Source organism: Anaerocolumna jejuensis DSM 15929, from assembly GCF_900142215.1.
Taxonomy (GTDB): domain Bacteria; phylum Bacillota; class Clostridia; order Lachnospirales; family Lachnospiraceae; genus Anaerocolumna; species Anaerocolumna jejuensis.
Genome location: NZ_FRAC01000012.1, coordinates 152,055 through 164,320, shown reverse-complemented (window position 1 = coordinate 164,320; position 12,266 = coordinate 152,055). Strand labels below are relative to the sequence as shown.

The window sequence follows — 12,266 nt, the reverse complement described above, 5'->3', positions numbered from 1 at the left end:
AGGGTGTTTGAATATTTCAGATGAAAGATATTCTATAAAGTAGATAAGCAATTAAAGGATTAGCTATAGAATGATAATAGTGCAAAACAGTTGACATGTTAAACTTTTTAACTATATGCTGTTTTATGATTTTTGCTGAATATATGCTGCTAAAAACTGTTAATATAGTCTATATTAATACTTTTCTTTCCAAATGTAAATATGTTTTTGTAAATAATTACATATATTTGCATTAGATTCTTGCGATATTCTTGCATTATGTATTTAACCTTATGCATTTAACTTTCAACTACTCAACCGGACTTTGTGAGTATCACCAGCTTTCATAAATCCAACGGCTTTCATGAGAATTAAGAACCTACGCCCTCCGGTCGTACCATTGAAAAATAGTAGTTTCTTACCTGTCGATAAGAAACTACTATTTTTTATTTCTATATTCATACGGACTTTCTTACAAAACAGCCTGCTTTAACGCTGCTTTCAAGTCATCTTCCGGTGTGCTGATCGGCTTGATATTAAACGTATCAACCAGATATTGAAAGACATCCGGCGATAAAAAGGCCGGCAGGCTGGGTCCTAAATACATCCCCTTAATCCCCAGAGATAAGAGGGCCAGCAAATCTGCTACTGCCTTTTGCTCATACCATGACAGAACAATGGTAAGGGGCAGGGAATTCACATCCGTTTCAAAAACATCTGCCAAAGCCGTAGCAATTCGGATTGCAGAATAGGCGTCGTTACATTGTCCCACGTCTAGCAGCCTGGGCAGACCTGCAACGGTTCCAAAATCCAGCTTGTTAAAACGGTACTTGCCGCAGGCAAGGGTAAGAATAACGCAATCCTTTGGCACCAGCTGTGCAAAATCCGTGTAATAGCTTCTTCCGGGCCTTGCCCCGTCACAGCCTCCGATCAGGAAGAAATGCCTGATAGCACCATCCTTCACAGCCTTCACAATATCCTCTGCATGGGACAGTGTTTCATGATGACCAAAGCCCACCAGAATTTCCTGCTTATCCTCCTCATCCTGAAAGCCTCCAAGTTCCAGGGCTTTCTCAATAACCTCATGAAAGTCCTTGCTTCCATCCTCTTTTGCACCAATATGGGTCACACCGTCCCAGCCAACTACACTGGTGGTAAATATTCTGTCCTTATAGGTGTCCCTTGGCTTCATCAGACAATTGGTAGTCATCAGGATGCAGCCCGGTATTCCGTCAAATTCCTTCTGCTGGTTCTGCCAGGCGGACCCGAAATTGCCAACCAGGTGCTTATACTTTTTCAGCTCCGGATACCCGTGGGAGGGCAGCATTTCTCCATGAGTATAAATATTGATGCCTTTCCCCTTTGTCTGCTCCAGCAGCATTTCCAAGTCATGGAGGTCATGACCGGATACAATGATAAAGGGGCCTTTTTTTCTATTTACATTGACCTTATGGGGTGAAGGATTCTGAAATCTTGTAGTATTGGCTTCATCCAACAGCTTCATGACCTGTACGCTCGTTTCTCCTATCCGCATTGTCATACGTATCATATCTTCCAGGGTCAGTTTGTCATTTGTGGTCGCCTCCAGACCCAGGAAATACATATGGTCCACCTCATCATTCTGGTATCCGATAAATCTTGCCTGATGTCCGTAGGCACTGATTCCTTTTAGTCCATACAGAACCGTAGAGCGCAGGGACCGTATATCCTCATCCAGGTTCTGGTCATACATTATTCCGGCCATTATGGAATCCTTCAGCATGTCTTCCTTAGTTTCACTTAAGGTATAGGCAGCTGCTTGTGCATATTCCCCTTCCGGTGCCTGTTCTCTTACGGCTTCCTTTATCCTCTGGGATTCCTTTAACAGCCTTACATGGGCTTCCGCATCAAAATTCACATTGGTCAAAGTAGTAAACAGGCAGTTCTCTACAAATTTCACAATATCCTTATCAATATTTTTTCCCGCTTCAATTAAAGGTTTTGCATAACAGGAAATACCTTTTAGCTGATAGATTAACAGATCCTGAAGATTTGCTATTTCCGGTATCTTTCCGCAAACACCGCTCTTGGTGCATCCCTTTCCTCCGAAGGTCTGTTCACACTGATAACAAAACATTAAATTCTCCATATCTTGCTCCTTGTTAAAAATACTATTTTCCCTTTAGTATTTCCTGACTTTGGATAAAATATGTCTTGTCCCCGGATTCTTCATAACAGGAAGGATAATGAAGCCGCTAAATTTTTTTATTTCCTCTCAATGTCAGATACAACTCTATGATACATAGGATGCCCTTCCTTAAATTGAACCAAATCCCACAGATTCCCGTATAAATCCTTAAATACTGCCACTGTGCCATAGGACTGTTCCCTGGGTTCCCTTACAAATTCAATTTCCTTGGACAGCATCTCCTGATAATCTCTCCAAAAGTCGTCCGTCCCAAGAAATAAATAGATTCTTCCCCCTGCCTGATTACCGATAAAGGGAACCTGCTCCGGTTTTGATGCTTTGGCGAGCAACAGGGTACATCCTGTTGAACCCGGAGGAGAAACAACGACCCATCTCTTGTCCTGCTCCGGCTGATAGGTATCTTCAATCAGGGTAAATTTTAGTTTTTTTGTATAAAATTCAATGGCTTCATCATAATCTCCTACTACCAGCGCAATATGTACTATTGCTTGTATCATTGTAATCTCCTCCATCGTTCCCAATATTATCACCTGTTCCAAATCATTTTATATTCCTTCATCAAATCGAATGCTATTTAAAAATACTACCTTCCCAGGCTTCTGATATTTACCACCGGGTACTGCTTTGCAATCCGTATTGCCGGTATTGTCTGTAATACAGTTATAATTGCTATAAAGATGACACTTACCGCTATGTGGACCAACCATGGATACTGCCAAAGCTTTTCGGCCATCATCACATTGAACAGCCCGGCAAAGCTTCCTATCCGAATATCCGTTGTCAAGGAAGCGGTTATTAAGAGTATAAGAAAGAGCACTGCATTTGCCAGAATAACTGCCAAGGTCCCCTGTATAACTCCCTGTATCAGAAATTGACAGGTGAACTGCCCCTTTGTCACTCCCATGGACTGAAGAATTCCGATACGGTTCCTTTCCTGCTCCATCCCGGAAACAGAAGTGTTGTAAAATGCTATCAGCGCAATGACGGAGGATATTATCCCCAGCAGGCCGATAACCAGAACATTATTTAAGGCTTCCTCCAGGACTCTCTCGCTGCTTTCCTTATAGTTATAAAGAGTAAAGCCGTATTTATTGGCAAAGGTCAGGAGCGCCGCATCCAGTACTTCCTGATTCTCTTTGTCCTCTGCTTTAATATTCCACAGGGTCCTGCCATAGCTGGAGGGATAGAGAACCTTCACCATTTCCGTCATTTGTTCAATATTGACACGGAATAAGCCCATCTTTGAATTTGTATACAGGCTTTCCATTCCGTCCATGGAGCCAATTACGGTGTAGCAGGGTACCAGATTGGAGAAGGGCCATACTCCATCTTCTGAAAAATAGTGAATAATACCGCCCACCTTAACCTGGGTCTTGTTATAGCCTATGATTTTGCCGCTGTCTGAAAGCTGCTCCTTATCCGCTGACAGGTACAGAGTATCGCCCGGTTTCAGAGTGCTGCCGCTGTCATAAAGCTTTTTATACCTGGGGTCCACTGAGGTGTAGTAAGCTTTGTTTTCATCCAGTAACCAGTGAAAGCGTTTGTCGACGCCAGCGGCAGCCTTTACTTTCTTATATTCTGTCTGAATGTTGTCCGCTGCAGCTTTTTTAGCCGCCTTTTCGTACAAGGGAACCAAAAGAATGACCTCTTCTCCCTTTTTGAATTTCTCCATGTCCACACTGCCCTCTTCCACTGACGAAAATATGGCTTTGGATGCCTTAGCATCGGGGTCAATGCCATAGTAATATGAATAACAGGCATTTTTTATGTATTCCGGCTGGTCTTTTACGTCGGGCACATATTGGGAAAAATGCTCTGCTTTTAATCTATCCGGCAGCAGGGCTTTGAAGGTATTCAGAAGGACGTCCCTGTCTATTCCGTCATACCAGAACAACAGATTCTTTCCGTATTTATAGCTCGTTACTGCTTTTACACCTTTGATTTCTTTTAACTCTGCCTCAATCTTCGGCAGCTTATTCTGATTTTCCCCATACACAGCCTTTAATGTATAATCCGGCTTCCCGGTATCCAAAACGGAATCCCTGTACCTTTGAAAAGCATTGTAGGAGAGGTAAAGGGAGGCTGTTAAAATACTGATAACAAAGAGGGAAATAGCAAATGACAGCAAATTCTTTTCCCTGTTATTCTTTAAGTAACGCAGGGTGATATGAAGGAAATCCTGCTTCACATACTTGCCCTTTTGTTTTTTGTTTTTCAAATAAGCAGATTTATTATGCTTTTGCTTTTCTTCCATGTTTCCTGTCAGAGGGATATTTACTGCCCTCACTGCCGGCAGCAATACACCGGCAAAAAGCGATATGCTTCCAATCAATATCCCTATTAGGAGGAGCTTTAAGGGAATTGCAATTACAATGCTCTCTTTTCCCATATGCTTCATAATAAACAGGATAAGCGCCGATACACCCGTTCCTCCAAGAATGCCAAATACCATACCTGTCCGCCACAGGTAAAGAGCTTCCCAGAACAGGATACCCGACAGCTGTCCTTTGGTAGCTCCAATGGACTTTAATAATACAAGCTTTCTGCTTCTTCTTTTTATCTGGGTCAAAAATATCTGAAATACCGCACAGATTGTAGTAATAAAGATAATCCCAAGTATGGAGACCGTTATAATATGTTCCATGGAATTTCCGGTATCCGGATAGGTAAAGCTGTTTCTCCTGAAATTGGAGGTGGAATCTCCCCCTTTTGAGACATTTTCCTTTATCAAGCCGGTATCTTCTGCTGAGGGTTCTTCCGGTTTACTTGCATAATATTTTGAAATCTTCTCATCTTCAGCCTTTGATATGCTCTTATTAATACCGCCCCATATCCTTCCGATGAAATCATTAAGATTTTCGGCTTTCGCTGCTTTATCCGGATATTTTACTGCCAGTTTATGAAAGGTACTTCTATCCAGGGACCTTAGCTGAAAGAAAATGTCCATGGGCTGCTTCTTGTTATCCACGTTAATAAAACTATTATTGTAAAAAGCTTCTGACAGTGCCTTTCCCGATTCTTCCGTGACAAAGGCATTGGGCACCGTATGCCCGCCTAAATCCCATTTATCCGAATAGGTATTTAAAATTCCGCAGATGGTAAATTCCTTCTGAAGTGTTATTTCCTGATGGGTAAGAATGCCCTTCTTTTTTATTGTCTTGGAATCTGAGGGCTCTCCTTTTTTAAATAGATAGACATAATCCGTAGAAACCACCACATTGATATCACCGATATCCGTACTCGGGTTATCATGATAGCCATATCTTTCAAGATAATCTCCCTTGTTATAAGCATCCTGCTCCATTTTTGATATTTTTTGGCTTTGATTATCATCAACAGTTATTGTTTTCATATCCAGTCTGATTTTCTGACCGACTGAAAGCTCCATGCCCGCATTGCTTAATTGGTTCAATTCTACTACTATTTCATTATCCTTTTCCGGAAACCTTCCCTGATACAAGGTGAAGTTTCCCATCTTTTTGAATTCTTTGGGAAAGGTACCAACAATACCAAGCTTCTCCGAGGTTCCCAGGTTCCTGGAACAGGTAAGTTCCTTTACCTCTTTTTCCTTGGTCAGCTTATTATAGGTATCCTCATTTCCGCCCAGATAAGCGCCCAGCCAGCTGCCATACAGCTCCTCCCTCTGTGTGGTTTTTGTCTTTTCCATGCTTGCCTGAAATATCAATGCGGCTGAAATAAAAGCAAAGGAAAGGGATATGACCAGCTTAAGCAGGAGGGAATCCTTTTTTCTTCCTTTCATTCCATTCCTTGCAATCTTTCTTAAATTCATTTCAATACCTCTCCATTGCTTATGGTAATTACCCGTTCCGCATTCGCCGCAATTTCCATGTCATGCGTTACCAGTACAACGGTCTGTCCGAATTCCTTTGCAGACTGCTTTAATAGACTGATAACTTCCTTCCCCGTATTCTCGTCCAGATTTCCGGTAGGCTCATCCGCTAAAAGAATAGCCGGCTTCGTTGCCAGTGCTCTGGCGATTGCAACTCTCTGCCGTTCTCCCCCTGAGAGCTCGTCCGGGTAATAGGGCAGCTTGTTTGTAATATCCAGAGTTCGAAGCACCTTCTCCAGATAGGCTCTGTCCTCCTTCTTCTTGTCCAGATGCACCGGCATCAGAATATTTTCAAGCACGGTATGCTCGGAAAGCAGGTTAAAGGACTGAAATACAAAGCCGATTCTCCTGCGGCGAAGGAGGGCTAACTCCTTCTCTTTTAAGTCAAACATACTCTGCCCCTCCAGATAAACCTTCCCACCGCTGGGCTTATCCAGTCCTCCAAGGATATGTAAAAGTGTTGATTTTCCAGATCCGCTTTTTCCTATAATTGCATGGAATACTCCCTTTTCAATCTCGATATCCGCAGGCTTTAAAGCTCTGGTCTCAAGCTCCCCTTTCCCGTAGACCTTTTCTGCCTGCACTGTCTGTAATACAATTTCCATTGTAAAACACTCCTTCCTGGCAACATAGATAATAATGAAACTTCCTTCCTTTATCACTATAAAATGATAAATTCTTCCTTAAACAATCTTATCCGAATACGATTCTATAAACAAGTTACATTTGTCATAATTTTCTATTAAGATTTTTGTAATAAAATTTAAAATTCTATATAAGAAATTTTCTTTTATTCTTTCGGTTTTGCATTGTATATTTGCTGGAAGAATTTATACCGGCATGATATAATGAGCCTGAGGATTTTACATCATGTAAAGACATCAGCGATATCCAAAAACGGCTATAACCAATGTTTTTTTATGAATACTATACTATCCAAAGGAAAAATTTTATGACGCAAACAAACATGAAAAAAACTTCCCCTTCTGCCGCTGTTATCCTGTTTGTCCTTGTAATAACAGCAGTATCAGCTCCTCTGTGCCTTAATAAGGTTTCACCTATAGCACCTTACCTTATGAGCGGCTTTCACCTTGGGGCGGCTAAGCTTGGTCTGCTGATTTCCGTTTTCTCCATTACCGGTATTTTTCTGGCACTGCCAAGCGGTTTATTAATACAGCGCTTTGGTCCGTACCGCTGTATTTTAGCAGCACTTCTTGCCCTGCTTTCAGGCTCCCTGCTTGGTGTCTTTTCCCCTTCCTTCCTATGGCTGTTAATAAGCCGTATTCTGGAGGGAACCGGATTGGCTCTGATTGCTGTAGCCGGACCTGCCATTGTCAACCAGGTGGCACCCGCCGGGAAAAAGGGGATGTTTATGGGCCTCTTTTCATCCTATGTAGGTATCGGGCAAGTCCTAACCTACAACCTTGCTCCCCTGATAGCCAAAAGCGGCGGCTGGAAATATGTTTGGTGGGCATGTATTGGCTATATTTTACTTACTATTTTCCTTTGGATATTACTTATGGCGAAAGGAACGAGCTTTGCTTCCGAAAAACCAGTCAGCCGGCAGGACAAGGCTATGACAAAGGACCTGGCAAAGAATATCCGTAATAAAAGTCTTTGGGGATTAACCGCATCTTTATTTTTATATACCATTACTTATGCGGTTATCCAGATGTTTCTTCCTACATACCTGAATGAAATCCGCGGCATGGAGCTGTCAAAGGCCTCCAGCCTTGTTAGTATCTGCTGCCTGTCCGGTACTGCTTCCTCTCTGTTTGCCGGCTTGCTGTCGGATAAGCTGAATTCCAGGAGAGTATTCGGCGGTCTGGCTCTGATTGCTTCAGCTGCCCTTTTTTACAGCATTACCGTCCTGCCGCTGGGTGCATATCCGGTATTTATCGTAATACTGGGAATGATTCCTCCGATTCTGCCCGTCTGCACTTATGCGGCTTACGGAGAAATCATCGAAAATCCCTCCCAGTCCGGTACTGCCTTAGGGATACTGACCACCGGTCAGAATCTTGGCTTTACCCTGGGGCCTGCACTCTTTGGTTTCATTGTGCAGCAGTCTGGTTACCACAGTGCTTTTTATTATACGATGCCTCTTACAGTACTTGGCGGCATCCTGCTTATTCTGAATAAAAAGGTCAAATAACAATATAGAGGTGAGATGAATGAATGAAATAAACCAGCTAAAAGAATTTGTAAAAGAATGTGAACATATTGTTTTCTTTGGTGGTGCCGGCGTATCCACCGAAAGCGGTATTCCTGACTTTCGCAGTGTGGATGGCCTGTATCATCTGAAATATGCTTATCCTCCGGAGCATATATTAAGCCACAGCTTCTTCCAAAAGAGCACGGAAGCTTTCTTTCAGTTCTATTATGACAAGATGCTGTATCCAAAGGCATTGCCCAATATTACCCATCAAAAGCTGGCCCTTTTGGAGGAGCAGGGTAAACTAAACGCAGTTATAACCCAGAATATTGACGGCCTCCACCAGCTTGCCGGAAGCAGAAATGTCATTGAGCTTCACGGCAGTGTCCACCGGAATTACTGTACAAAATGCGGCCATTTCTACAGCTTACAGGAGGTAATTGACAAAGCTCCCATCCCCCGCTGTTCCTGCGGAGGTATTATAAAGCCTGACGTCGTCCTTTACGAAGAAGCCTTAAAGGAAGATATTATTGAACAGGCAGTTAATGCAATTGCTGCTGCCGATATGCTGATAATAGGCGGTACTTCCCTAAGTGTATATCCGGCTGCCGGCTTTATCAATTATTACTCCGGCAATAAGCTGGTATTGATTAATAAATCCGTAACTCCCCTGGACTCAGAAGCTGATCTTTTAATTACAGCTTCTCTTGGCGAAGTAATGGAATCACTTATATAAATCCACGGACAGCTCCATTAAGGTCTCTTCCTCAGTGACGATATAGGAGCTGCCTTCTTTTTCTAATATCCCTCTTTCACAGAACTCCGAGAGAGTCCTTAGCAGATGCCTGTAGCTTGTTCCAAGGAGCTCTGCAATTTCCGTCAGATTCTCATCAAAGTGGATAACTGTTTTCTTAACACATTCTCCCACTGCAGGCTGCAGACTGGTCTGCGGTACTGCCATAGATAATGGAGTGTGAATGTGCTTTTCTTTCACACTTTCTTCTTCCGGTAATTTCGCAGTAATTCTCTCACCGGTGGTATAAATATAGCTTGCCAGCCGGTTTTCCAGGGGATATAACAGATTAATGGAGCTGTTCTTTGAGCAGCGGTTCAGCTTTCCTCCCAGGGAAGAGCAGACATACCGCAGAAATTTTGCATCCTCCAGCAAAAATCTCCGCACATTCCGGTAAGCTATTCCAACACAGTAGGTATCTGCTATTGCCTGTACATTGGTCACTGCCTTGACATTGTCCACCGCCTCCATATCCCCCAGCACCTTAAAACCCTGATAAAAGCATAGCAAAAGAGATTTTCCATTGCTTAATGAGGTAAATACCTTGGCCTTTCCTTCTGTCAAAAACAGCAGATAGGGAATTTCCTCTCCCTCTTTTACCATAAATTCATTTTTTCTATAAGAGAGAAGCTCCATATAGGGTGTCATATCTTCTGTAAATATGTTATTCATTTTATATCTTCTGACATATTCCATTAGCTTTTCCTGGTCGTTTAATTTTATCATTTTTTCTTGCTCCCATTGCATACCATAATCTCATTATTTTTTCTTCATCCCATTTTCTTAATTGTGACATATGTCATAGTATAACACAAGTTTTTTATGTTATATTTGATACAGAAGTTCTTAGCAATTTAAAAGGAGGATGTATGAATTATATTATTTCATTGATAGTGGGGGCATTGACCTCCATAATGATATACTTTAACGGCAGCCTGTCAGACGGATATGGAAACCTTGTATCTACCGTGCTTATTCATCTGGTGGGATTAATTGCAATCCTGCTGATCATGGTTTTAACCCATTCCAAAATGAAGCTTCCCAAAGGGCTCCCGCTATATCTTTACAGTGCAGGCTTTGTGGGGATTGGAACCGTAATGCTGACTAATATAAGTTATATCAAGCTTGGTGTATCCCTGCCTCTGGCACTTGGGCTCCTTGGGCAGACCATATTTTCTCTTCTTACGGACCATTTTGGCTTTTTGGGTATGAAGGTGGTAAAAATTAATCCCAAGAAGCTTATCGGTCTTGGGATAATAGGCATTGGTATCTGTATTATGGCATTTCAATAATATCGAAAGGAGAATTTATGCTGGTAATTTATTTGATTTTATCTATTTTAGCAGGTGTCACCGTCGTACTCGGGAGAATCCTTAATGCAAAGCTTGCCGAGAAAATAGGCACCGTTCAGGCAACTGTAATCAACTACGTAGTTGGAATTTTCTTCTCCTTCCTCTTTTTATTGATTATGAACAGGGGGCTTTCTTTTACCAGTCATCCATCCCAGCTTCCCTTTTGGGCATATTTAGGGGGTATTCTGGGTGTTGCTATCATAATGATTTCCAACTATACTACCCCCCGTGTTCCTGCCTTTTACCTTACCCTGCTGGTATTCTTAGGCCAGCTGGCTGTTGGTATTCTTATAGACTGGCTTGTGTCAAAGGACTTCTCCCCTCTAAAGCTTATCGGAAGCCTCTTTGTGGTTGCCGGTTTTACTTATAATCTCCTGCTGGATAAAAAATCTTCAAAATGAAACAACCAATTGCTTTATTAAAAAATAACCTGCTGCAGGACGGCTAATAAGCCTCCCTCAGCAGGTATGATTTTATGTATTCTTAAAATTTGGCTAGGATAACGCCAGGAAATCCTCCACTACTTCGCAAACGATTCCTGCCTGGCCAGCCTTTGGCATCTCACAGAATATTCGCAGCAGCGGTTCCGTACCGGAAAATCTTATAATAATCCATCCTCCATTGGCAAAATATACCTTGCAGCCATCCAGATAGGATACCTTTTCCACATCAAAAGGAAGATGGGGCAGCTGATGTTCTACCATAAGAGTATGGTAAATATCCTCTTTCCTTTCCTGGCTGAATTTATAATCCTTCTCTTCCAGGTAAATGGTTCCGTATTCTTCTTCAATTTCCTGTGCGATTTCCGACAGCTTCTTACCTGTAAGGCATATCATTTCTACCAGCAGGGCTGCCGCATAAATGCCGTCCTTGCCGTTAATATGACCTTTGACCGTCAGACCCCCGGAGGACTCTCCTCCAATAATCGCACCGGTTTCATTCATTTTAGCTGAAATGTATTTAAATCCAACGGGAACCTCATAGCATTTCTCACCAAAGCTTTCTGCTACCCGGTCAAGCAAATGGGTGGTGGCAAGGTTTCTGACAGCAGGACCCTTCCAGCCCTTATACTTTAACAGATAGTAATAAAGTAATACCAGAATATCATTGGGATGCAGGAATTTTCCCGTATCATCGATAATACCGATACGGTCCGCATCACCGTCCGTGGCAATTCCGATATCCGCATTTTTGTCTAATACGCTGTTCTGCAGGCTCCTTAAGGTCTGGGCAGAGGGAGACGGAAGCTTTCCTCCAAAGAGGGTATCATGCCTTTCATGTATTGTGCTCACATCACATCTGGCTGTTAACAGAATGGTCTTTAAGGAGGTCTCACTGACCCCGTACATGGGATCCAGTACCACCCTCAGGCCCTTGTTGCGGATTGCCTGCATATCTACCGTATTGATGATATTATCCAGATATTCATTTAAAGGATTCATTTCTTCAATAAGCCCCTGTTTAAGGGCTGTGTCATACTCCATAAAGCCTATGCTGCCCCCATCTGCCTTCCCTATATACCTCTCTATGTCCGCAGTCTGGGATTCATCCGCATCCCTTCCGCCATAGGTAAAGACCTTGATACCGTTATAAACAGCAGGATTATGGCTTGCAGTAACCATCATGCCGTAATGGAACCCATGAACCATGCAGTAATACATTATCAGAGGAGTGGGCGAGGACCTGTTGATCAGGATTGCCTTAATGCCTTCTTTTGCAAAAACTTCAGCGGCCCATCTCATGGCTTCCTTGGAAAGAAATCTTCTGTCATAGCCAATTACGATACCATCCCCGTCTACACCCTCGGCCTTCATTTTGTCCGTCATCGCTTTCGCCAGGAGCTGAATGTTTGCTTTTGTGAAGTCTTCTCCTATTACGGCTCTCCATCCACCTGTACCAAACTTTATCATAATAACCTCTTTCCTGAATAACCAAATTGATTGGTCATT

Annotated in this window: 10 protein-coding genes; 4 read left to right on the top strand and 6 right to left on the bottom strand. The window is 42.6% G+C overall.

What is annotated here, in order from left to right:
- Positions 1–451 precede the first annotated feature (451 nt).
- The 4 genes from hcp to BUB77_RS13010 form a co-directional block, all read right to left on the bottom strand.
- A complete protein-coding gene (hcp, locus tag BUB77_RS13025; RefSeq protein ID WP_073276561.1) occupies positions 452–2,107 on the bottom strand; it encodes a hydroxylamine reductase in 1,656 nt (551 codons plus the stop codon).
- Between the two features lie 116 nt (positions 2,108–2,223).
- Positions 2,224–2,664 carry a VOC family protein gene (locus BUB77_RS13020; protein WP_073276559.1) on the bottom strand — a complete coding sequence of 147 codons (441 nt, stop codon included), beginning with the start codon at positions 2,662–2,664 and terminating at the stop codon, positions 2,224–2,226.
- 86 nt (positions 2,665–2,750) lie between these two features.
- Entirely contained in the window at positions 2,751–5,957 is a 3,207-nt protein-coding gene (locus BUB77_RS13015) for an ABC transporter permease (protein WP_073276557.1), read from the bottom strand.
- On the bottom strand, positions 5,954–6,622 hold the full coding sequence (locus BUB77_RS13010) for an ABC transporter ATP-binding protein (RefSeq protein ID WP_073276697.1): 669 nt from the start codon (positions 6,620–6,622) through the stop codon (positions 5,954–5,956). Before BUB77_RS13010 ends, BUB77_RS13015 begins: the two co-directional genes overlap by 4 nt.
- A 347-nt stretch (positions 6,623–6,969) precedes the next feature.
- Between BUB77_RS13010 and BUB77_RS13005 the strand changes: the two genes are divergently transcribed.
- Both BUB77_RS13005 and BUB77_RS13000 read left to right on the top strand, forming a co-directional pair.
- Entirely contained in the window at positions 6,970–8,172 is a 1,203-nt protein-coding gene (locus BUB77_RS13005; RefSeq protein WP_073276555.1) for an MFS transporter, read from the top strand.
- Between the two features lie 19 nt (positions 8,173–8,191).
- Positions 8,192–8,908, top strand: a complete 717-nt coding sequence (locus BUB77_RS13000; RefSeq protein ID WP_073276553.1) for an NAD-dependent protein deacylase — start codon at positions 8,192–8,194, stop codon at positions 8,906–8,908.
- On the opposite strand, the gene BUB77_RS30445 is transcribed toward BUB77_RS13000, so the two are convergent.
- Complete coding sequence (locus tag BUB77_RS30445) at positions 8,897–9,691, bottom strand: cyclic nucleotide-binding domain-containing protein (RefSeq protein ID WP_073276551.1); 795 nt, start codon at positions 9,689–9,691, stop codon at positions 8,897–8,899. The two genes, BUB77_RS13000 and BUB77_RS30445, sit on opposite strands and share 12 nt — an antisense overlap.
- Before the next feature lie 143 nt (positions 9,692–9,834).
- Here BUB77_RS30445 and BUB77_RS12990 point away from each other — a divergent pair, with 143 nt between their 5' ends.
- Both BUB77_RS12990 and BUB77_RS12985 read left to right on the top strand, forming a co-directional pair.
- Positions 9,835–10,257, top strand: a complete 423-nt coding sequence (locus BUB77_RS12990; protein WP_073276549.1) for a DMT family transporter — start codon at positions 9,835–9,837, stop codon at positions 10,255–10,257.
- A 17-nt stretch (positions 10,258–10,274) separates the two neighbouring features.
- Positions 10,275–10,718 (top strand): DMT family transporter, encoded by a 444-nt coding sequence (locus BUB77_RS12985; protein ID WP_073276547.1) that lies wholly within the window; start codon positions 10,275–10,277, stop codon positions 10,716–10,718.
- Positions 10,719–10,811: 93 nt separating this feature from the next.
- Here the strand turns inward: BUB77_RS12985 and BUB77_RS12980 are convergent, their stop codons facing one another.
- Positions 10,812–12,227, bottom strand: coding sequence for a phosphoglucomutase/phosphomannomutase family protein (locus tag BUB77_RS12980; protein ID WP_073276546.1), 1,416 nt, complete (start codon positions 12,225–12,227; stop codon positions 10,812–10,814).
- Positions 12,228–12,266: the final 39 nt, after the last annotated feature.

Coding starts and splice junctions, on each gene's coding strand:
- BUB77_RS30445 (WP_073276551.1), bottom strand. CDS start 9,691: ATGATAAAATTAAACGACCAGGAAAAGCTAATGGAATATGTCAGAAGA.
- BUB77_RS12985 (WP_073276547.1), top strand. CDS start 10,275: ATGCTGGTAATTTATTTGATTTTATCTATTTTAGCAGGTGTCACCGTC.
- BUB77_RS12980 (WP_073276546.1), bottom strand. CDS start 12,227: ATGATAAAGTTTGGTACAGGTGGATGGAGAGCCGTAATAGGAGAAGAC.
- BUB77_RS12990 (WP_073276549.1), top strand. CDS start 9,835: ATGAATTATATTATTTCATTGATAGTGGGGGCATTGACCTCCATAATG.
- hcp (WP_073276561.1), bottom strand. CDS start 2,107: ATGGAGAATTTAATGTTTTGTTATCAGTGTGAACAGACCTTCGGAGGA.
- BUB77_RS13010 (WP_073276697.1), bottom strand. CDS start 6,622: ATGGAAATTGTATTACAGACAGTGCAGGCAGAAAAGGTCTACGGGAAA.
- BUB77_RS13005 (WP_073276555.1), top strand. CDS start 6,970: ATGACGCAAACAAACATGAAAAAAACTTCCCCTTCTGCCGCTGTTATC.
- BUB77_RS13015 (WP_073276557.1), bottom strand. CDS start 5,957: ATGAATTTAAGAAAGATTGCAAGGAATGGAATGAAAGGAAGAAAAAAG.
- BUB77_RS13000 (WP_073276553.1), top strand. CDS start 8,192: ATGAATGAAATAAACCAGCTAAAAGAATTTGTAAAAGAATGTGAACAT.
- BUB77_RS13020 (WP_073276559.1), bottom strand. CDS start 2,664: ATGATACAAGCAATAGTACATATTGCGCTGGTAGTAGGAGATTATGAT.